General features: G+C 41.3%; 20 protein-coding genes, 1 tRNA gene and 1 other RNA gene. 10 read left to right on the top strand and 12 right to left on the bottom strand.

Going from position 1 to position 20951, the window contains the following annotated elements; translation table 11 throughout:
* Positions 1 to 96: 96 nt before the first annotated feature.
* Both ftsH and rlmE read right to left on the bottom strand, forming a co-directional pair.
* Positions 97 to 1995 (bottom strand): ATP-dependent zinc metalloprotease FtsH, encoded by a 1899-nt coding sequence (gene ftsH, locus FTV03_RS01305; RefSeq protein WP_218948055.1) that lies wholly within the window; start codon positions 1993 to 1995, stop codon positions 97 to 99.
* 136 nt (positions 1996 to 2131) lie between these two features.
* The gene (gene rlmE, locus FTV03_RS01300) at positions 2132 to 2782 is read right to left on the bottom strand and encodes a 23S rRNA (uridine(2552)-2'-O)-methyltransferase RlmE (protein ID WP_078192159.1); all 651 of its coding nucleotides are present in this window, start codon (positions 2780 to 2782) and stop codon (positions 2132 to 2134) included.
* Between the two features lie 195 nt (positions 2783 to 2977).
* Between rlmE and FTV03_RS01295 the strand changes: the two genes are divergently transcribed.
* Both FTV03_RS01295 and FTV03_RS01290 read left to right on the top strand, forming a co-directional pair.
* Positions 2978 to 3301: a YhbY family RNA-binding protein gene (locus tag FTV03_RS01295; RefSeq protein ID WP_078191340.1), complete on the top strand. Its 324-nt coding sequence runs from the start codon at positions 2978 to 2980 to the stop codon at positions 3299 to 3301.
* 6 nt (positions 3302 to 3307) lie between these two features.
* On the top strand, positions 3308 to 3847 hold the full coding sequence (locus tag FTV03_RS01290; protein WP_180039574.1) for a DOMON-like domain-containing protein: 540 nt from the start codon (positions 3308 to 3310) through the stop codon (positions 3845 to 3847).
* A gap of 239 nt (positions 3848 to 4086) precedes the next feature.
* Here FTV03_RS01290 and FTV03_RS01285 read toward each other — a convergent pair whose 3' ends face one another.
* Positions 4087 to 4572: a hypothetical protein gene (locus FTV03_RS01285; protein ID WP_180039572.1), complete on the bottom strand. Its 486-nt coding sequence runs from the start codon at positions 4570 to 4572 to the stop codon at positions 4087 to 4089.
* Between the two features lie 309 nt (positions 4573 to 4881).
* Between FTV03_RS01285 and carA the strand changes: the two genes are divergently transcribed.
* The 5 genes from carA (at position 4882) to FTV03_RS01260 (ending at position 11608) form a co-directional block, all read left to right on the top strand.
* Entirely contained in the window at positions 4882 to 6024 is a 1143-nt protein-coding gene (gene carA / locus FTV03_RS01280; protein ID WP_168378093.1) for a glutamine-hydrolyzing carbamoyl-phosphate synthase small subunit, read from the top strand.
* 13 nt (positions 6025 to 6037) lie between these two features.
* On the top strand, positions 6038 to 9268 hold the full coding sequence (gene carB, locus FTV03_RS01275; RefSeq protein WP_168378094.1) for a carbamoyl-phosphate synthase large subunit: 3231 nt from the start codon (positions 6038 to 6040) through the stop codon (positions 9266 to 9268).
* Positions 9269 to 9375: 107 nt separating this feature from the next.
* Positions 9376 to 9852, top strand: a complete 477-nt coding sequence (greA, locus tag FTV03_RS01270) for a transcription elongation factor GreA (protein WP_078191345.1) — start codon at positions 9376 to 9378, stop codon at positions 9850 to 9852.
* 191 nt (positions 9853 to 10043) lie between these two features.
* Positions 10044 to 10916, top strand: coding sequence for a class I SAM-dependent methyltransferase (locus FTV03_RS01265; protein WP_180039570.1), 873 nt, complete (start codon positions 10044 to 10046; stop codon positions 10914 to 10916).
* Positions 10917 to 10990: 74 nt separating this feature from the next.
* Entirely contained in the window at positions 10991 to 11608 is a 618-nt protein-coding gene (locus FTV03_RS01260) for a CatB-related O-acetyltransferase (RefSeq protein WP_180039568.1), read from the top strand.
* Here FTV03_RS01260 and FTV03_RS01255 read toward each other — a convergent pair.
* Positions 11588 to 12997 (bottom strand): P-loop NTPase fold protein, encoded by a 1410-nt coding sequence (locus tag FTV03_RS01255; protein WP_180039566.1) that lies wholly within the window; start codon positions 12995 to 12997, stop codon positions 11588 to 11590. The genes FTV03_RS01260 and FTV03_RS01255 overlap by 21 nt on opposite strands.
* A 162-nt stretch (positions 12998 to 13159) precedes the next feature.
* Between FTV03_RS01255 and FTV03_RS01250 the strand changes: the two genes are divergently transcribed.
* Positions 13160 to 13738 carry a hypothetical protein gene (locus tag FTV03_RS01250; protein WP_180039564.1) on the top strand — a complete coding sequence of 193 codons (579 nt, stop codon included), beginning with the start codon at positions 13160 to 13162 and terminating at the stop codon, positions 13736 to 13738.
* 67 nt (positions 13739 to 13805) lie between these two features.
* Here the strand turns inward: FTV03_RS01250 and FTV03_RS01245 are convergent.
* The 4 genes from FTV03_RS01245 to coaD form a co-directional block, all read right to left on the bottom strand.
* Positions 13806 to 13882 (bottom strand) — tRNA-Met (locus FTV03_RS01245).
* Positions 13883 to 13955: 73 nt separating this feature from the next.
* An RNA gene (rnpB, locus tag FTV03_RS01240) (RNase P RNA component class A) lies at positions 13956 to 14335 on the bottom strand.
* Between the two features lie 26 nt (positions 14336 to 14361).
* Complete coding sequence (locus FTV03_RS01235; protein WP_078191349.1) at positions 14362 to 14625, bottom strand: YfhL family 4Fe-4S dicluster ferredoxin; 264 nt, start codon at positions 14623 to 14625, stop codon at positions 14362 to 14364.
* 1 nt (position 14626) lies between these two features.
* Positions 14627 to 15118, bottom strand: a complete 492-nt coding sequence (gene coaD / locus FTV03_RS01230; protein ID WP_078191350.1) for a pantetheine-phosphate adenylyltransferase — start codon at positions 15116 to 15118, stop codon at positions 14627 to 14629.
* A 137-nt stretch (positions 15119 to 15255) separates the two neighbouring features.
* Between coaD and smpB the strand changes: the two genes are divergently transcribed.
* The gene (gene smpB / locus FTV03_RS01225; RefSeq protein ID WP_078191351.1) at positions 15256 to 15729 is read left to right on the top strand and encodes an SsrA-binding protein SmpB; all 474 of its coding nucleotides are present in this window, start codon (positions 15256 to 15258) and stop codon (positions 15727 to 15729) included.
* Positions 15730 to 15782: 53 nt separating this feature from the next.
* Here smpB and FTV03_RS01220 read toward each other — a convergent pair whose 3' ends face one another.
* The 4 genes from FTV03_RS01220 to rluD all read right to left on the bottom strand — a co-directional run bounded on the left by FTV03_RS01220 (position 15783) and on the right by rluD (position 19792).
* Entirely contained in the window at positions 15783 to 17111 is a 1329-nt protein-coding gene (locus FTV03_RS01220) for a hypothetical protein (RefSeq protein ID WP_180039562.1), read from the bottom strand.
* A gap of 251 nt (positions 17112 to 17362) precedes the next feature.
* Entirely contained in the window at positions 17363 to 17914 is a 552-nt protein-coding gene (locus FTV03_RS01215) for a flavodoxin family protein (protein WP_078192171.1), read from the bottom strand.
* A 40-nt stretch (positions 17915 to 17954) separates the two neighbouring features.
* Positions 17955 to 18695, bottom strand: a complete 741-nt coding sequence (gene pgeF, locus FTV03_RS01210; RefSeq protein WP_180005456.1) for a peptidoglycan editing factor PgeF — start codon at positions 18693 to 18695, stop codon at positions 17955 to 17957.
* A gap of 44 nt (positions 18696 to 18739) precedes the next feature.
* Positions 18740 to 19792, bottom strand: coding sequence for a 23S rRNA pseudouridine(1911/1915/1917) synthase RluD (gene rluD / locus FTV03_RS01205; protein ID WP_078192173.1), 1053 nt, complete (start codon positions 19790 to 19792; stop codon positions 18740 to 18742).
* A 71-nt stretch (positions 19793 to 19863) separates the two neighbouring features.
* On the opposite strand from rluD, the gene FTV03_RS01200 reads away from it, so the two are divergent.
* Complete coding sequence (locus FTV03_RS01200) at positions 19864 to 20856, top strand: outer membrane protein assembly factor BamD (RefSeq protein ID WP_180039560.1); 993 nt, start codon at positions 19864 to 19866, stop codon at positions 20854 to 20856.
* Positions 20857 to 20951 lie beyond the last annotated feature (95 nt).

The raw sequence follows: 20951 nt of genomic DNA, 5'->3' as shown, positions 1-20951 counted from the left end.
TTTGCTGCGCTTATTTTAACGCTAAGTTTGCTCAGCATTTCGTTCACATGCATTTATTTTCATATAAAAAAACCACCCGAAGGTGGTTTTAAAATTTTATGCTTTTGGCAATGACGGTAATGGTGGTGGAACATCTGGACCATCCGTTGGTGTGACATCAATCACTGGATTCTCAGCGATGTACACTTTTGGTGGTTGAGGTTCACGACCTTCCATAATGTCACGGATTTGATCACGATCAATGGTTTCCCATTCAAGCAATGCTTTCACCATGGCATGTGCAATATCTTTGTTATTTTCAAGAATATCGCGAGCAACTTTATATTGCTCATCTAAAATACGGCGAACTTCACGGTCAACTTCAAGCTGCGTTGCTTCGGAAATCACACGACTTCCTAAACCACCCATGAATGACTGCTGTGAATCATCTTCGTAAACCATGACGCCCATTTTATCGGACATACCGTATTTAGTAACCATTGCTCGTGCCATTTTCGTTGCACGTTCAAAGTCATTTGAAGCACCAGTCGACATTTGGTTAATGAAGACTTCTTCTGCAATACGACCACCAAACAAAATTGAAAGTTCATTCAACATTTTGTCTTTGTAATGGCTGGTTTGGTCATGTTCAGGCAACTGCCAAGTCACACCCAGTGCCCAACCACGCGGCATAATTGTCACTTTATGCACAGGGTCTGTACCCGGCAATATTTCAGCAACAATTGCATGACCTGCCTCATGATAAGCCGTCGCACGACGTTCTTCTTCACGAATCACCATCGATTTACGTTCAGGACCCATGTAAAGCTTGTCTTTTGCATCTTCAAAGTCATGCATATCGACCGTGTTCTTGTTACGACGTGCAGCAAACAGTGCCGCTTCGTTTACAAGGTTAGCCAACTGAGCGCCTGAGAAGCCCGGTGTACCACGTGCCAAGACTTTAACATCTACACCAGTCACAGAAGGTAATTTTTTCAAATGTACATTGAGGATTTGCTCACGACCTTTAATATCCGGTAGAGATACCATCACTTGACGGTCAAAACGACCCGGACGAAGTAAAGCTTTATCCAATACGTCAGCACGGTTTGTTGCAGCAATAACGATAATACCTTCGTTGCCTTCAAAGCCATCCATTTCAACCAACATTTGGTTTAATGTTTGCTCACGCTCATCATTACCACCACCTGTGCCTGAACCACGGTGACGACCAACGGCATCGATCTCATCGATGAAAATGATACATGGCGCATGACGCTTTGCTTGTTCAAACATGTCACGGACACGGGACGCACCCACACCTACGAACATTTCAACAAAGTCAGAACCCGAAATACTAAAGAACGGTACTTTCGCTTCACCCGCAATCGCTTTAGCAAGTAAAGTTTTACCCGTACCCGGAGGACCAACCATAAGCACGCCTTTTGGAATGCTTGCACCAAGTCGTTTGAACTTAGATGGATCTTTTAGGAAGTCAACGATTTCAACAACTTCTTGTTTAGCTTCATCACAGCCCGCAACATCAGTAAATGTCACTTTGATTTGGTCTTCAGACAGCATTTTTGCTTTTGACTTACCAAAACTCATTGGGCCATTCTTACCACCAGCTCCACCACCCATGTTGCGCATAAAGAACATGAATAACAGAATGATTAAAAGAACAGGGAAACTTGCAATCAGAAGTTGCATCAAAATACTTTGACGCTGTGGCGCTGTACCTTCAACAACAACATTGTTCTTGATCAGGTTCGGCATAAGTTCAGGATCTTGAACCGCAGGACGGATACTTTCAAACTCTGAACCGTTTGATTTTTCGCCACGAATTCTTTCGCCATCAATGGTGACTTGTTTAATCTGACCCGCATTTACGGCTGCCACAAACTCAGAATAGTTCATCGCGGTCGGTTGATTGCGGTCATTGACGTTGCTGAAGATTAAAACCAGCACGCCTAGGATAACCAGCCACAACACGGCATTCTTAAAAAGATCGCTCAAAGCTTTATTCCCATTTCTATCTAATTCGTTCAATCCCATTTACATGGGTGACTCTAATACTTACGCTGCAGAGTAGCTTCGCAATAATTTAAAAACGTACAAAATGCACAATTTTTAACGAGTTGGCAAGTAAACTTTACTTGAAAGCTTTCTTACGTCCCTGCCCGATTAAAAACACTTCTTTAGATCGAGCACGTGAAGCCGCCGGTTTTGCTGTTTTCAGCACATCAAATGTGTCTACAACTTGCTTACGGTATTCATCAAATCCAACACCTTGGAACACTTTAACAACAAATTGTCCATTTGGTCCAAGAACCTTTTGAGCAAAGTCGATTGCTAATTCACAAAGATAGATCTGACGCGGTTGATCTACAGCCTTATTACCTGATGTATTGGGGGCCATATCTGAAATTACAACGTCTACAGTACGTCCATCTAAAATTTTTAACAATTCATCGAACACTTCTTGTTCACGAAAGTCACCTTGCAAGAAGGTCACATCGGGTAAAGCATCCATTGGTAAAATATCAGAAGCAATCACCAAACCTTTGTCGCCAACAAGTTTACCGGCAATTTGCGACCAACTACCTGGTGCAGCACCTAAGTCGACAACGGTCATGCCTGGCTTGATCAATTTGTATTTTTCTTGAATTTCAAGCAATTTATAAGCGGCACGCGCACGATATCCTTCCTTTTGTGCTTTTTTCACAAAGGGGTCATCAAGATGCTCACGCATCCAGTCACGACTACTTTTGGATAATTTCTGGTTAGTAATGCGGGTAGCCATAACTCTCTAAATAAAAAAAACTTCTCAGTCTTGATTGTACGTGAAATTCAGCACTTTTGCAGTAGACATGTGTATCTAAAAAGCATCTTAAATCATGTTTTTTTCAATAATCTTCATCGAGAAAATGCCGATTAAATACAGCGCTTCAACTTTGATTTTGCTATACTAGGTCGTTTTTAAAATTAGGTTATATTTATGGCGGCTTTATCTATTCAAGAACGTAAACGCTTACGTCAAATTGGTCACACTCTAAACCCAGTTGTAATGGTTGCGGACAAAGGCTTATCAGAAAGCGTTGTTGAAGAATTAAACCGTGCGTTAAACGACCATGAGTTAATTAAAGTGAAAGTTGTGGCAGAAGACCGCGAAGCACGTGCTGCAATGATTACTGAAATTGCGACTGTTTCAGGTTCTGAAGTTGTTCAAACGATTGGTAAGATTGCTTTGATTTACCGCAAAGCGGCAAAACAAAATGCAAAACTGTCTAACCTTGTTCGCTACGCACACCTGTCTAACTAATCATTTATGGCAAGTTTCGAACTCAGCGCTTTTGATCGTCGCTTTCAGGCTGTATCAGTCGTTGGTGCTATCGAACAACAAAGCCCATATACTTTAAATGTGGGTTATTGGATTCGAGACCCAAACCAACTGATTCAATGGCCAGAATTGGTATCAGCTCACCCACGAATCGATTTTTTGTGGGAAGACACCTGCTATGAAATTTTCATTGGGGTTCAAGGCGAAGACTACTACCGCGAAGTCAACCTCTCCCCTTCCCAAGCATGGCAAGCTTACCAGTTTGAAGAATATCGCTATCCAGAAGATATGCCGCCACAAGCTGCTTACGATATTGAACTGAATCAGTTGAAACGGACGCACTATGGCTTAAATGTCAGTCTTGATCTGACAGAATTTATGCTGAAGTACAAACTTAAATGGGAAGATCTATATATCGGTCTAACTGCTGTACTGAAAACTCCTCAAGGTGAACAGTACTATGCCATGCAGCATAGTAGTCCAAATGCTGACTTTCACAACAAACGTGATTGGCTACATCAGTTCTAAACTTTTTAATGTTTTGATCTTCGATAAAAAGCAAAAGTACGATCTTTTGCTTTTTTATTGCCTGCTTATTTTTAAATAAGTGCTTTGTACTTAAATGTACTATTCACAATAAGGGAGCCATTAATGGCTCCCTTATGCATATATAGCGTTAACTTTAGGTTTAATTCGCTCTCACCCAATCCAGCTCCCTGGAATGACTAGACTTAGCTTAAGCGTATTAAAATTCATGTCATTCACAATTAACTTTTAAGATCTGTGGTTTGATCCGTAACATCAGCTTTCACTGGTGAAACTTTTTTCCACGCTTCTAAAGTATGTTCCTTAGAACGCTTAAATGTTTCTGTTAGATGATCTTTGTGCTTTCCTGAAATTTGGGTCACATCTTCTTTCAGCTCTTTTCCAAGTTTTGAAAGATCATCAATAACAGTATTAAACTCAGTTTTCACAAATTCTTTGAGTTCGCTAAAATCTTTTTGCGATGAACCAAACTGAACTTTTAACTGATCAAGTTTATTCAATACATCTTGCTTCAACTGACGCAATTGATCTTGCACACTGGCATTCAACTGCTTTGCCTCTGCTCCGATCTTTCCTTTGCTTTCAGTGACCGCTTCTGTGGCTTGAACACTTGCCTCTTTTGCAACTTGTTCAAGCTTTTCAGCACCTTCGATAACGACTTCTTTCAGGGAGGTTTTAGCCGCTGTTTGTTTTTGTTGTGTTGCCATGACTTTGTACCTATAGTTTTTGCTGACCGACCCACATTAGCGCTTTTTGATAAATTTTAATTTATGATTTGTCTGACAATAATTAATTGCTTACATTTTTCTAAGATTTTGCAAAACCAAACTTTATTCTAAAATGCAAGCGCTTTATCTGCTTTATTCCTGATATTTACGATGGACTTTCAGTGGCTTTCTGCGTATAATGCCGTGTTAAGTTCAAGCGAGCAGATGTAAGGAGGGTAGGTTTTTAAGCAGCCTTCCTTTTTTTTCGTCTTCTCGCTTTTTTACAGCCTAAATTTCAGGAGCTTTGGTTTGAGCACCCCAGCAATTTTAGCCCTTGCCGACGGAACTATCTTTAAAGGTACTTCTATTGGCGCATCGGGTAGTACGACTGGTGAAGTCGTTTTTAATACAGCAATGACTGGCTATCAAGAAATTTTGACTGACCCTAGTTATGCACAACAACTTGTGACACTAACTTACCCACATATCGGTAACACAGGTTGTAATGATGAAGACGCTGAGTCAGGTCGAATTCATAAAGTATGGGCTAACGGATTGATCATTCGTGACCTACCTTTATTGCATAGCAACTTCCGTGCTGAGCAATCACTTGGTGATTACCTTGAACAACACAATGTTGTTGCTATTGCAGACATCGATACACGTAAATTAACGCGTATTCTGCGAGCAAAAGGTGCACAAAATGGTTGTATCCTTGCTGGCGAAAACATTACAGAAGAAGAAGCTTTAGCTAAAGCACGCGCTTTTGGTGGTTTAAATGGTTTAGACCTTGCAAAAGAATGCTGTGACCCTGAAGGCTTTGAATGGACTGAAGGTTCTTGGACATTAGGTAAAGGTTTCTCTCAGCCTGAAGCTAAATTCCATGTTGTTGCATACGATTACGGTGTCAAAACCAACATCTTACGTATGCTCGCAGACCGCGGTTGTAAATTGACTGTCGTGCCTGCGCAAACTCCTGCTGCTGACGTACTTGCATTGAATCCAGATGGCGTGTTCTTATCGAACGGCCCCGGCGATCCAGCTGCATGTGACTACGCAATTGAAGCTGTAAAAACAATTGTAGAAGATGCTCGCAATGTACCAGTATTTGGTATTTGCTTGGGTCACCAAATTCTTGCACTTGCTTCAGGTGCAAAAACTGTGAAAATGCCTCACGGCCACCACGGTGCCAACCACCCTGTTCAAAACATGGAAACTGGTATTGTGATGATTACTTCGCAAAACCATGGCTTCGCAGTAGATGCAGAAACATTACCTGCAAACTTGAAAGCTACGCACAAATCACTGTTCGACCAAACCCTACAAGGGATTCACCGTACAGATAAACCTGCGTTCAGTTTCCAAGGTCACCCCGAAGCAAGCCCTGGTCCACATGACTGCGCACCATTGTTCGATCATTTCATCGAACTTATCGAAGCATCTAAGAAGTAATTAAGGAAGCATCATGGCTAAACGTACAGACATTAAAAGCATCTTAATTATTGGTGCTGGTCCGATTGTCATCGGTCAAGCATGTGAGTTTGACTACTCAGGTGCTCAAGCATGTAAAGCACTTCGTGAAGAAGGCTACCGTGTTATTTTGGTGAACTCTAACCCAGCAACCATTATGACTGACCCTGCTATGGCAGATGCCACTTACATCGAGCCAATCACTTGGCAAACTGTAGCTGCAATCATTGAGAAAGAACGCCCAGACGCAGTTCTTCCTACAATGGGTGGTCAAACAGCATTGAACTGTGCACTTGCACTCGATGCCAACGGTATTCTAGAAAAATACAATGTTGAATTGATTGGCGCGACCAAAGAAGCGATCGAAAAAGCGGAAGACCGTAAACTTTTCGATATCGCAATGCGCAAAATCGGTTTGGAATGCCCTCGCGCTGACGTTGCAGAAAGCATGGAACACGCACTTGAAATTCAAGCGCGTTTCGGCTTCCCTGTCATTATCCGTCCATCATTCACTATGGGTGGTTCAGGCGGCGGTATCGCATACAACCGTGAAGAATTCATTGAAATCTGTGAACGCGGTTTCGATCTTTCTCCAACTAAACAATTATTGATCGATGAATCATTAATTGGTTGGAAAGAGTACGAAATGGAAGTTGTTCGTGACAAAAACGACAACTGTATCATTGTATGTACCATTGAAAACTTTGACCCAATGGGCGTGCACACAGGTGACTCAATCACTGTTGCTCCTGCACAAACATTGACTGACAAAGAATTCCAACTTTTACGTAATGCATCTTTAGCTGTACTTCGTGAAATTGGTGTTGAAACTGGCGGCTCTAACGTTCAGTTCGGTATCAACCCGAAAGACGGCCGTATGGTTGTGATCGAGATGAACCCACGTGTTTCTCGTTCATCTGCACTTGCGTCTAAAGCAACAGGTTTCCCAATTGCGAAAATCGCGGCGAAATTGGCTGTAGGTTATACCCTTGATGAGTTGAAAAACGACATCACTGGCGGTACAACCCCTGCATCTTTCGAACCTGCGATCGACTATGTTGTAACCAAGATTCCTCGTTTCAACTTCGAGAAATTCCCGCAAGCTGACGCAACTTTGACGACTCAGATGAAATCTGTAGGTGAAGTCATGGCCATTGGCCGTAACTTCCAAGAGTCTGTGTCTAAAGCACTTCGTGGTCTTGAAGTGGGCGCATGTGGTTTTGACGAAAAAATCGCTGTGGGCACTGAAGGCGCACGTGAGAAAATTCTTGTTGAATTGAAAGTGCCAGGTCCAGAGCGTATTTGGTATGTAGGCGATGCATTCCGTCACGGTTTCACCCTTGATGAAGTATTTGAAGCAACCAAAATTGACCGTTGGTTCTTGATTCAAATCGAAGACATCATCAAAACTGAAAACCAAATCAAAACTTTAGGTTTTGGTGATTTGAACGCTGACAACATCCGTTCGTTCAAACGCAAAGGTTTATCTGACCTTCGCATTGCGGACTTGATGGGCATTTCACAAAAACAATTCCGTAAACACCGTTGGAACTTGGGTGTAACTCCAGTTTACAAACGTGTAGATACATGTGCTGCAGAGTTTGAATCTGACACAGCTTACATGTACTCAACTTACGATGAAGAGTGTGAAGCAAACCCATCGAACCGTGACAAAATCATGGTCATCGGTGGCGGACCAAACCGTATTGGTCAAGGTATCGAATTCGATTACTGCTGTGTACACGCTGCCCTTGCAATGCGTGATGACGGCTATGAAACCATCATGGTGAACTGTAACCCTGAAACTGTTTCTACGGATTACGACACATCAGATCGTTTGTACTTCGAACCAATCACTTTGGAAGATGTACTTGAAATCGTGCGTATCGAGAAACCTAAAGGCATTATCGTTCAGTACGGCGGTCAAACTCCGCTTAAATTGGCTCGCGCTTTAGAAGAAGCTGGTGCACCAATCATCGGTACATCACCAGACGCAATTGACCGTGCAGAAGACCGTGAACGTTTCCAACAAATGATTCAACGTCTGCAACTTCGTCAACCAAACAACAGCATTGTAAAATCTGCTGAAGAAGGTATGGCTGAAGCAGCAAAAGTTGGCTACCCACTTGTAGTACGTCCTTCGTATGTCCTTGGTGGCCGTGCGATGGAAATCGTGTACAACGACGACGAATTGAAACGCTACTTACGTGATGCGGTTCAAGCATCTAACGAAGCGCCAGTACTTCTTGACCACTTCCTAGACGATGCGATTGAAGTTGACGTGGACTGCGTATCTGACGGTAAAGACGTTGTGATCGGCGGTATCATGCAGCACATCGAACAAGCGGGTATTCACTCAGGTGACTCAGCATGTTCTATTCCTCCTTACTCTTTATCTAAAGAAGTTCAGGACGAAATGCGCCGTCAAACCATCGCTATGGCAAAAGAGCTTGGCGTAATCGGTTTGATGAACGTACAGTTTGCGGTTAAAGGTACTGACGTATACATCTTAGAAGTGAACCCACGTGCATCACGTACTGTTCCATTCGTATCTAAGTGTATCGGCGAATCTTTAGCAAAAGTTGCTGCACGTTGTATGGCAGGTCAATCTCTAGAATCTCAAGGATTCACTACAGAGATTATTCCTGAACACTTCTCTGTAAAAGAAGCGGTGTTCCCATTCAATAAATTCCCTGGTGTTGACCCAATTCTTGGCCCTGAGATGAAATCTACAGGCGAAGTGATGGGTGTAGGTAAAACATTTGGTGAAGCGTTCTATAAAGCTGTGTTAGGCTCTAATGACCGTTTACCAGGCCTACCAACGGAAGGCGAAGTAAAACATGCATTCTTATCTGTTCGTCATTCTGACAAGCCTCGTGCTGTTGGTATTGCGAAACAGTTGACAGATCTTGGCTTCAAAGTCATCGCTACTGGCGGTACTTATGATGTGATTAAAGATGCTGGTATTGAATGTGAACGTGTGAACAAAGTGACTGAAGGCCGTCCTAATATCGTAGACCGCTTGAAAAATGGCGAAGTTCACCTCATTATCAATACAACTGAAGGCAAACAGGCTCAAGAAGATTCATTCTCGATCCGTCGCTCTGCATTACAAGGTAAAGTGTATTACACAACTACCCTTAACGGTGCTGATGCAGTATGCCAAGCTTTAGCAATCAAATTGCCAATGGATGTATACCGCTTACAAGACCTTACTAAAGGTTAATTAAGTTACCGAGAAGTCCCGCCACCTCTCGGTGGCGGGCTTTTTTTCATTTCTAGGTCAGTAAAAATTTTACTGATTTTTTCTTTTTACAAACATGAGGGACAACAATGCAACGTTATCCTATGACTCCCGAAGGCAAAATTGCCCTAGAGAAAGAATTACAGCAACTTAAAAGTGTTGATCGTCCACGTATTACTGCAGCAATTGCTGAAGCGCGTGAACATGGGGATTTGAAAGAAAACGCTGAATACCACGCTGCTCGTGAGCAACAAGGTTTCTGTGAAGGCCGTATCCAAGATATCGAAGGTAAATTGGGTGCTTGCCAAGTGATTGATGTTAAATCACTTGAGCAAAATGGCCGTGTGGTTTTCGGTGTGACTGTGACCATTGAAAACTTAGATACTGAAGAACAAAAGACTTATAAAATCGTTGGTGATGACGAAGCAGATTTTAAAATCAACAAAATCTCTGTAAACTCTCCAATTGCGCGTGGTCTTTTGGGTAAAAATGAAGGCGACGATGTAAAAATCAACACACCACAAGGTGAAGTTGAGTACGAAGTTTCTAAAGTTGAATATCTTTAATTCATTAAGATAGCAATTTTAAGCCCCTCTTTTGAGGGGTTTTTTATTGTTCTATGTTTTTCGCTTAGGTAATGCATGCTATCGAGTGACCAAAATGTACGTTCAGCACTAATAGTCGACTGAATACGTCATTGTTCAAATGGCTTATTTCATTAAAGTGTTATCTAAAACAAAAAGAGTCATAACACACGATGAAATTTGGACATGCAAGCCGAACGGCACAAGCTGCCGCTGCCATTCGCGCAAATCATTATTTATATGCGAACGAACCTGTTTTTTCCGACCCTTATGCCTTTCGTTTAACCAGTCCAATTTGGCGTCGACTGCTTTCAAGTCGTGCATGTATAAAAGCGTTGAATAGCAAAATACCCAACCAAACATTTGGATTACTCACTGCACAGGTGGTGGCACGTTCACGCTATGCCGAAGATCAATTAGAAAAGGCAGTACAACAAGGGATTAAACAATATGTGCTGATTGGTGCAGGTTTAGATTCTTTTGTCCTCCGATTAGCGCAGAAATACTCAGATATTAAAATTTTTGAGGTTGATCACCCAGATACTCAAACATTAAAAATACGAAGTCTACAGAAACTCGGGCATATTCCAGACCATGTTGAGTTTGTTTCGATTGATTTTGAGAAAGAAAATCTAGCGCATGCCTTAAAACGGAGTTCTTATGATACTGATCAACCCGCTTTCTTTTCTTGGCTTGGAACGACGCATTATTTAAAACCAGAAACAACTATGAGCACCTTGCAAACCATTGCCGAATTTGCAGCCGCAGGTAGCGAATTGGTTTTAGACTATTCCATTCCCTATCAAGATTTAACTGGTATAGAGCGTGTCGGATCATTTGCTATTTCCAAATTTACCTATTTTTTAAGTGAACCCATTATTGGGACATTTCACAGTAATGAGTTACACCGTGCCGTGACAAATCTGGGTTATGTAGTCTTAGAAGATTTATCTGCACATGACATTACACAGCGTTATTTTGCAAATCGTAAAGATCGAATACGGCATACTCAAGCCACGCATTTGCTGCATTTAAACCGAGCTTAAGCATTTATCTGTGGTCGACATTTATAGTGAGTCAGCTAGAATAGTCACGCGAATCATTATTGCTATTAAACGTTATGTCTGAAAAATTGATTAATTCACCTGTCAATCATTGGTGTGAGTTTGAGTTCATCTCTAAAACAGTGAAGAACCCAAATATTCACATCAAAGGTAATTATTCATATTATTCTGCATATTGGGATCAAGGTTTTGAGCGCTGTGTGGTGCGTTACTTGCACGACAAACCTGCAACAGCTGAGAAGCCGATAGACCAGCTACATATCGGTAATTTTGTCTGTTTTGGCGCAGAATGCGTGATTATGATGGGTGGTAACCAACTCCACCGCACAGACTGGATTTCAGCCTTTCCATTTGATACGCGGAGTTTTGTCCCTGCGGGCGATACCATCATTGGTGATGGCTGCTGGATCGGCTCACGTGCCATGATTATGCAAGGTGTGACACTGGGTGAAGGTGCTGTGATAGCTACTGGCGCGGTGGTGACTAAAGATGTGCCACCTTATGCAGTTGTCGGCGGCGTGCCTGCTCAAATTATTAAATATCGTTTCCCTCTGGAAGATATCGAAAAACTACTTTCACTTAAGCTCTATGATTTAGATGAAAAGCAGTTTTTAAAGATGCGGGAGCAGTTGCAGACAGATGATATTGAAAAATTATTCCTGTACTTCAAATAACCCTGTTTTAATGTATTGCTTCCAAATATCCTTGAAATTCTTTCTATTTATTTTTGTACCAACACAATATTGATTTAAAATCCGACTCATAGCACTCTCTTTTTGTCCTTGTTGACCTTGAGTTTTATAATTATTTTCTAAATATTGAATTGCATCATATATTTCACAGATTATAGAATTTTTGATATTTGTGTGTTCTACAATCTTTTGATTAATAAAATAGCTTTTTGTCATATACATATCATCAGTACCTTCAAAATAATTATATAAATTATGAATTTGCTTTGTAAGATATGGATAAGTCACTTCAAATAACCCATCAAAAATAAATCCACATAAAATTAAATTTAACTTCGGATTATCAGTCCTTAAAAGTGCGTATTGGTTAATTTTTTTTATCAACTCCCTAGAATTATATTTTTTAGTCATTTGAAAATTAATAATCCAAAAATACAACTCGGAATCACCTTCCTTCGTTGAAATTTCCCCAACTCTAAACAGCTGATCTTTTATTATTTTTTCATGTGATACAGAATTATCTAAATTTGGAAATTTAAACGTAAAATCCACAAATTTTTCAAGATAATCTCCATTCATCTCTGAATCATAGCCATAGTATGATTTGACTGATTGTAATAATTGAGGCTTATTCATTACCAAAACAAAAACAATTTTTGGAATATCAAAAAAGTGCTTAATTCTTTCAATTAGACGAATTGCAAAATCAGGACGACATCGATCCAATTCATCAATAATAAAAACTAAAGGTTTATCTAATTTTCCAGCTAATACAGCAAGTTCTTTCTTAAAGTCATGAATTGTTTGTTTCTCAACCTGATGATTCTCAATTTTCTTTTCGATTTTCTCCTTAACTTTTGCAGCTATTTCCTCACTTGCTGTGTCATACAACGCTTTTCCTTCTTCATATACCTCTTTAAATGCTTCTCCAGCTCCACCCAAGCCAATCCAATGCATGCCCGCTTTAGCCGCAATCATTGGTATGACAGCCGCCAACGATATTAATACTGAAGCAGTCTTAGCATTAAAATCTTTAATTTCATCATCATCAATTTCTTCTGACTCTTTAAAAGTTTGACTTATTTCAGCTGCAATCGTTAAAAATGGATCTTCCAAATAATCATTAGCAAATGCATCCAAATAGATCACGTTATGCTGAGTATCATCTAAATGCTTCGCCCAGTGACGAACAAACCACGTTTTTCCCTCACCCCATCGTGCATCCAAAGCAAGAACAGCTCCGCAATTTAAGCGATCGACGTAATTTGTAAGTTGCTCTCCTAAGCGACGGCGATCCCAAAGATCGCCTTCCCATGCAGTTTCAATATTCTCAAAATTATCTTTAGCCCAGTTTAATTGATTATCCATCATTTCTATTTATATTCATCAAGTTAACTATGTATTGAGTATAGCAGTAGCGCTATAAATTAACATTTAACCCATAAGCATCTCGTAACTTGTCATAGCCTTTTCCTCAAATTCAGACTATAAAGAACTCATAAAATAAAAAGACCCCACTTTTCAGGATGAATGATGACGAGAACCACTCAATTCTCAGGCATATTTATACTTGCCCTGCTGGCAGCAATTGTCGCGACATTTTGCGATGCGATTCATGTCTATACCCAAACGCTTAATTATCCCAACCCATTATTTTTCCATCAGGCTTGGTGGGTATTCCCCGGCTTTTTTATTGCCTTTGCTTTCATGGCATATAGCTATATTCAACTTACGCAACGACTTAAACACAATGTGATGACTCAGCTCAGTTGCCATCATGACGGCACTGCGCCACTCGTCGAGAGCCTAATACTATTTACCATCGTCTATATACTCAGCGGATTTGGCAATTTTCATCCAGAAGCACTTTGTTGGATTTTTTACCTGAGCTTTTTTATTCGCTGGCTATTTAGCTATGAGCGTACATGGCTACTGATATTAGCCATCATGCTTGCCATTGGCGGTATGTTCTTTGAAGGACTATTAGCTGAGTTTGCTTTAGTGAAATATCGCCATGAAGATATTTACAATGTGCCGTATTGGCTGGGTGGCGTATATATGCATGGCGCATTTGCCTTACGTGCAGGCATGCGTCGTTTTGTTTACCGTTAATTTTTTAAATTTGGAAGATTTAGACATAAAAAAAGACCACTCAATCGGAGTGGTCTTTTTTTGAATATGGTGGCTATGACGAGACTTGAACTTGTGACCCCCGCATTATGAGTGCGGTGCTCTAACCAACTGAGCTACATAGCCTTAAACTGTGCGCGCATTATGGAGGGATATTTAAATATCGTCAAGCCCATAATGCGCGTATTTGATCAAAATTTGTTGAAGTGAACCGATAAGCCGGGTTCTGTCGAGGACGATCATTCCTCTAGGCGTACAATCACTCATACGCTCAAGCGACCTACCCGGATCCAGCATGGGCCATGCCTAAAGGATCCCTATTTGGTCTTGCTTCCGGTGGGGTTTACCATGCCATGAACTGTTACCAGTCATGCGGTGCGCTCTTACCGCACCCTTTCACCCTTACCTCCGATTTCGATTGCTCGATACCATAATGAAGGCGGTCTACTCTCTGCTGCACTTTCCGTCGGCTCACACCGCCCAGGCGTTACCTGGCACCTTGCCCTATGAAGCCCGGACTTTCCTCCCCTGCTTTAGTCACGGAGACCTATACACAGCAGCGATCGTCTGGTTCACTTCGGGGCGCATTCTAACAAATCTGACAACTAATTGCTTGATGTTTTTTGAGCAGTTAGTTTTTCGTACTTTTGTTGAAGCTGTTCCTGAGTTTCAGGATGAGCCGGATCCAATGGAATACAATCCACCGGACAGAACAACTGACACTGCGGTTTATCGTGATGCCCAACGCATTCCGTACACAAATCAGGGTTAATCTCATAAATGAGTTCCCCCATGAAAATCGCCTCATTGGGGCATACAGGTTCACAGACATCGCAGTTGATGCATTCATCAGTGATATATAAAGACACTCTACCAACCTTGCTGTTGTTTACGCTTAAAGGCTTCCACAACAGCTTGTGGTACAAACTGAGTGACATCACCATTTAAACGTGCAATTTCACGCACGAGCGTAGATGAAATAAACGAATATTGCTCTGATGGGGTTAAGAACACGGCTTCAAATTTACTGTCCAAACGGCGATTCATATTTGCCAATTGAAATTCATATTCAAAATCTGAAACTGCACGTAAACCACGTAACACGGCTGTTGCTTTTTGCTCGTTAAAGAAGTTGACCAACAGCCCATCAAAACCTACAAACTCAACATTTGACAAATGACTTAAAGACTCTTGCGCTAGTGCAACACGTTCTTCCAGACTAAACACAGGGTTTTTGTGATGTCCAATTGCAATTGCCACGACAACTTCGTCAAACATGCGTGATGCACGTGTCACTAAGTCGATATGACCATTAGTAATTGGATCGAATGTGCCCGGATAAATTACACGAGTTTTAGACATCCAGTTGTACTCTGTTATTTTGTAGATGGGTATTTTAACAAAATCTTGATTTATAGGTGAAGTCAGCTTGTAAATTTAAAAACTTCATCTTATTCAAAGTTCGGGTACAATAGTGCTAAGTTTGGAAGTTTTTGATTATGACGAAAGCAGTAGTTAAAAAAAATAGTAGCAGTACGATTGCCCTAAATAAGCGTGCGCGTCACGATTATTTCATTGAAGAAAAATTTGAAGCGGGTCTTTCATTACAAGGCTGGGAAGTCAAATCAATGCGTGCGGGTCGTATGACTATCGTAGAGAGCTATATTACGTTTAAAAATGGTGAAGCATTTTTATTCGGCGCTCAAGTGCAACCTTTACTGAGTGCTTCAACGCATGTGGTGCCTGAAGCGACTCGTACTCGTAAATTATTGCTGAACCGCCGTGAAATTGAAAAACTACAAGGTGCGATTAACCAAAAAGGTTATTCATGTGTGCCTTTGGCATGTTACTGGAAAGGTCCTCATGCCAAACTTGAAATTGCCCTAGTAAAAGGTAAGCAGCTTCACGACAAGCGTGCAACGGAAAAAGACCGTGATTGGCAGCGCGATAAAGCCCGTATTTTTCATAAATAAGTTCATTAAAAAAACCTCCTTCTTGGAGGTTTTTTTATTTTTAAATTGCAGATTTAGCAGAATTTCAACCCACCAAAACAGTTGGTCCGAACTTCCTGGTTCCCCAAGACTTGATTTTTTAAAGTTAAATTGGCCGCACTAGCATTGCTGAGGTTAATTGAACCGACATTTTTATAAATCGGTAAACCAAATGCAGCACCAACAGCAGAACCTAACGGAATATAAATCGGTTCATTGGTTAAAATTTGCGATACTTTTTCTGCAACTTGTGGCAAGACGCCTGAAATATCTACTTCAGATGTTGGATTTAATTTACCAATATTGATCGGGTCTTTAAATGACATCCACCAACCTGTACGTGCAATATCATCTGCATTGGCATCTGGCCAACTGATATCTTGAGATTGAAGCGATAAATAACCGGCTGTGCCATTTAATGGAATGTTATGAATCATATTTAAGGCTTGCTCAAAGGTAATGTTCATTTTCAAACCATCAATTGATGAGCCCGAATCCATAAAGAACTGCGCCCCTTCTACCCATAACAAATTACGGTCAAGTTTGACCTGCAAACTACCACTATCACGGTTGAGTTGAATCGACGGTACAGTCGCACTGATATTTTTGGCAACGGCTTGAGTTTGTCGTTTTCCGTTGATGGTAATTTCAGGGACGGTAAATGGCACATTCATTGAAGGAATTTTTAAACCCTTACTATTTTCAGGTTGACTTACAAAGCTACGATCATTGTTCCAAATCGTATTAATCACCAAGTTCCCCGATAAAGTCTCACTGGTGCTATCCCCAAAGATCGCGGCTTGGGTCTTTGCTGTCCCTGTAGTCGATGCAATTTTCATATAACCGCTTAGTGACTTAATCCCATCTGTCGGCGCACCCGTGTTTTGAATACCAGTGGTCAATAAGCCTGTAATTGATTCAGCACTGACACGGAAGCCTTTAACTTCGCGTAAAGCGGCTTGTTTTGGGTTTTTAATTGCAAATTCAATAAACGGATTTTTCAGTTCGGCACTTGTCGACGCTCGATCACCATTAAAGACGGGATTACCATTGGCATCGGTTGAAGTAGCATTACCACTCAGCGCTAGATGACGAATATCAATATCACAGCCATTTGACCCGTTTACCCCACCACAGCCGAGTTGCAAACTTTTGACATTGACGTTCAGATCCATGACGGCATCTAAACTGAGTTTGTAGAAACCAATATTTTCATCGACCATTTGTTGGTTGACCAAAATAGGATCGGTATAGGACATATTCATCAATGCAGCACCATTGATGGCAGACAATTCTTCATCGGCTAATCCCACCAAGCCTTCTGCTGCAAAAACAACGTCAGAAACACATAAGGTCAATGCCATTGCGACTATTGTTTTTTTTCACGATTATTTAATCCTTTTTAATATTCGTCACTCATCCCGAGTGAAATTTATGAGAAGATTAAATCAATAGCGTTGGCGTAAATGAATAGCAATTTGTGACACACATCACAACTATATTATACAAAATGCCAATTTTCACGAATTTTAGGCCAATAAAAACCCCAGTAACATTTCCATCACTAGGGTTTTCAAAGATTTATAAATGATAGTTCAAACGATTTATTTACAAATTAATTAACTTTATTTAACAACAGCCCCAGATATTCACCAAACCAAATGGCAGTTTCTAAATCACCCGCAGGTGGCGTGACTTCAACAGGCGCATTATCCGATTGTGTCATTAAACCTAAAAAGCTCGACATCCGATTTAAATCTGTTGTGCTTCGTCCAGTTGGCATCAATGGAAGACCGCTCCACAACATGCCGTGCTGCATGGCGAATAAATTGATTTGCTGCAATACTGCCAATTTATCTCCACTTAAGCCGCCACCATTGGTAAAACCAGCGGCTAACTTGCCTTGCCATGTCCGTGCTAACCAGCGTTTAGATGATTGCTCCATGAATAATTTCATTGCCGCACTCATACTGCCCATATAGGTTGGGCATCCAAAAACGATGGCATCTGCACTGTCCAATTCATCCCAATCCACATGCTCTACATTCATGAGATGGACTTTTACACCGGCTTTTTCTGCACCTTGTACAATGAAATTCGCCACTTTGGCAGTGTGCCCATAGGGACTGTGGTAAACAACAGCAAGAGATTTAGCAGTCAAAGACATAACATTTAAAAGTCGATAGATTCAGTCAAGTTTAGCATTTTCAAAGCATAAAGACGAATGTTGCCATACGTCCTGTTTTCGCTTCTCGGCGATAAGAAAAATATTCTTCAGCTTGCAAAAAGGTACATTGGTCGCCACCGGTTACAGCTTTAACCCCATGTAATGCAAGAATATAACGCGCTATCGCATAAAGATCAGCATAATATTTGCCTTCCTTTACACCAGCTTTAAATGCACTTTCAAGTTCTGGGTATTTGGAACAAAAGGCAGCTTTGACTTCTGCGCCAATTTCAAAACTCTCTTGGCAAATGGCTGCCCCCAACCAAGCCCATGTTGGCTGAGTGTGCATGGCTGCAATGGTGTTTTCCACAATACCATTTGCCAAGCCCTTCCAACCTGCATGCAGATTGGCAACTTCAGTCCCGTCAGCATTACCCAAAACCACGGGTAAGCAATCTGCGGTCATCATCATCAGGGCATGGTGTTTAGACTGCGTGACCATACCATCGCCTTCGGGTGCAACAAAGTTGATCTGTTCATCAATGCGATGGCATAGCGTACTGTGCGTTTGGTTCATCCAGCTGATTTTATTCACGCCATATTTAGCAAAGTCTTTGAGCAATTGCATCCGGTGCTTTTGCACACGCGCTGCATCATCTCCCACATGCAATGCCAGATTAAATCCTGCCAGTTCAGGTTGTTCAGCGGGTTGCGTCTGATCATGATGAACTCGAGTTTGTCCCACAAAAACACCCTGTGGAAGTCCCTGAACAAATTGCATGTTGCCGTCCTTTTCTATCTATGGCGTGTAAATCAGTTTAAAACTTAATAAGCTTTGTTTTCGCTACGTAAAACTTCAACCAATTGGTTAAAGTCTTCAGGCCATGGTGCTTCAAACATCATGTCTTCACCTGTACGTGGATGAACGAGACCCAATTTAACCGCATGTAAAGCCTGACGTTTAAAGCCACGTAAAGTATCATCTAATAACACCGACGCGCCTGCAGGCATACGTACACGTGGTACATACACTTGATCGCCCACAAGACCATGACCGATATAAGTAAAATGCACACGAATTTGATGGGTACGACCCGTTTCTAAACGTGCTTGAACGCGGGTAAAGTTTTGGAAACGTTCTTTCACATTGTAGTGAGTCACCGCATCTTTACCGCCCGGCAAGACTGCCATTTTGATGCGATCGACAGGATGACGTTTAATTGGCTCATCCACTGTACCGCCAGCAATAATGTTGCCATATACGATCAAATCGTAAATACGGTAAACCGATTTCTTCGCCAATTGCTTACTTAAAGAAAATTGGGATTCGAGGTTTTTCGCAACAACCAACAGACCTGAGGTGTCTTTATCAATACGATGCACCAAACCTGCACGGGTCAACTCTGAAGATTTTGGGTAGTGGTGCAAAATTGCATTCACCAATGTGCCTGTACTGTTTCCAGCGCCCGGATGAACAACCATACCGACAGGTTTATTAATCACCATAATATCGTCATCTTCATAGACAATATTAAGTGGAATATCTTCAGGTAAGCTACGGGTTTGTGCTTCTAACTCGACGTCTAAAGTCAGTAACTCTGTTCCTTCGCATTTGTACTTTGGTTTCACAGTGTTACCATTGACCAACAAATGGCCCTCTTTGAGCCACTGTTTTAGCTTTTCACGAGAAAAATCAGTCCAAACCAGTGCTGAAACCTGATCAATACGTTGTCCTAAATAGCTTTCATCCAATTGAAATTGCAACGATAAACGTGTTGCAGTTGAGTCTGAAGTATGGTTATCTGCATCCTCAGAATCTTCAAGTAAATTGAAATCAGTTTCAGGGAAATTAGAATTGGAAGATTGTGCTTGACTCATTTGCTCATTCAGACAAAAGTGGTTTAATAGTTCAATTGTAGCTCATTGCCCGTATTAACAGAGGAATTTTTATGTCGCTACCAAAATATAAAATGACAATGCTTGCTCTAACAATAGGCATTGCATCGGCAATGGTAGGCTGTAGCAGTAATCCAAAGAAAGAAGTGGTCGACACAGGTCCACAATCAAGCGAACAGATTTATATCGAAAAAGCACAAAAAGCGCTTGAACGTAACCAATATACAGATGCAGCAAAACACCTTGAAGCTCTAGAGACCTACTACCCTACAGGTAACTATGCGCAGCAAGCACAACTTGAACTATTGTATGTAAAGTTTCAGCAAAAAGACTATGAAGGTGCGATTGCACTTGCAGACCGTTTTATTCGTATGAACCCACAACATCCGCAAGTTGATTATGCGTACTACGTGCGTGGTGTTTCAAACATGGAGCAAAACTACAACGGTTTGCTTCGCTATACTTCTTTAAAGCAATCGCATCGTGATGTGAGCTATCTCAAAGTGGCTTATCAAAACTTTGTCGACTTTATCCGTCGCTACCCATCGAGCGAATATGCAGTCGATGCCGCACAACGTATGAAGTTCATCAGTCAAGAATTGGCTGAAAGCGAAATGAATGCGGCACGTTTTAATGTGAAGCGTAAAGCATGGTTAGCTGCTGTTGAACGTTCACTTTGGGTGATCGAACATTATCCTCAAGCACCACAAGTTCCAGAAGCTCTAGCGACGGTTGCCTATGGTTATGACAAACTTGGTGATAAAACCACGTCTCAGCAATACATTGAAGTACTTAAACTGAACTATCCAAAACTTGTGAAGTCAGACGGTACTCTCAATATGCGTGCTGCACGTAGTGAAGGCAGCTTCCTTAACCGTGCAACTTTGGGTATTTTCGGTAAAGAAGCACAGACGATGTCTGAGCAAACCTCTACAGACGTAGTTGAAACTGATGAAGAAAAACGCAGTTTAACCAATCGTTTAAGCTTTGGCTTATTGGATCGTCCTCATAGCGAAAAAACTGAGTCGTCAGAATCAGCTGAATAATATAGTCGCAACGAAGGTCGATTTTTCACAAAGGGCAAGTTAGAATACTTGCCCTTTTATCTTTTCAGGATCTACAGATTCGGTTAGATTAAAAG

The organism is Acinetobacter sp. YH12218, from assembly GCF_013417925.1.
Classification (GTDB): domain Bacteria; phylum Pseudomonadota; class Gammaproteobacteria; order Pseudomonadales; family Moraxellaceae; genus Acinetobacter; species Acinetobacter amyesii.
Note: the sequence above shows the minus strand (reverse complement) of the source record. Positions and strands in the feature narration are given on the sequence as shown.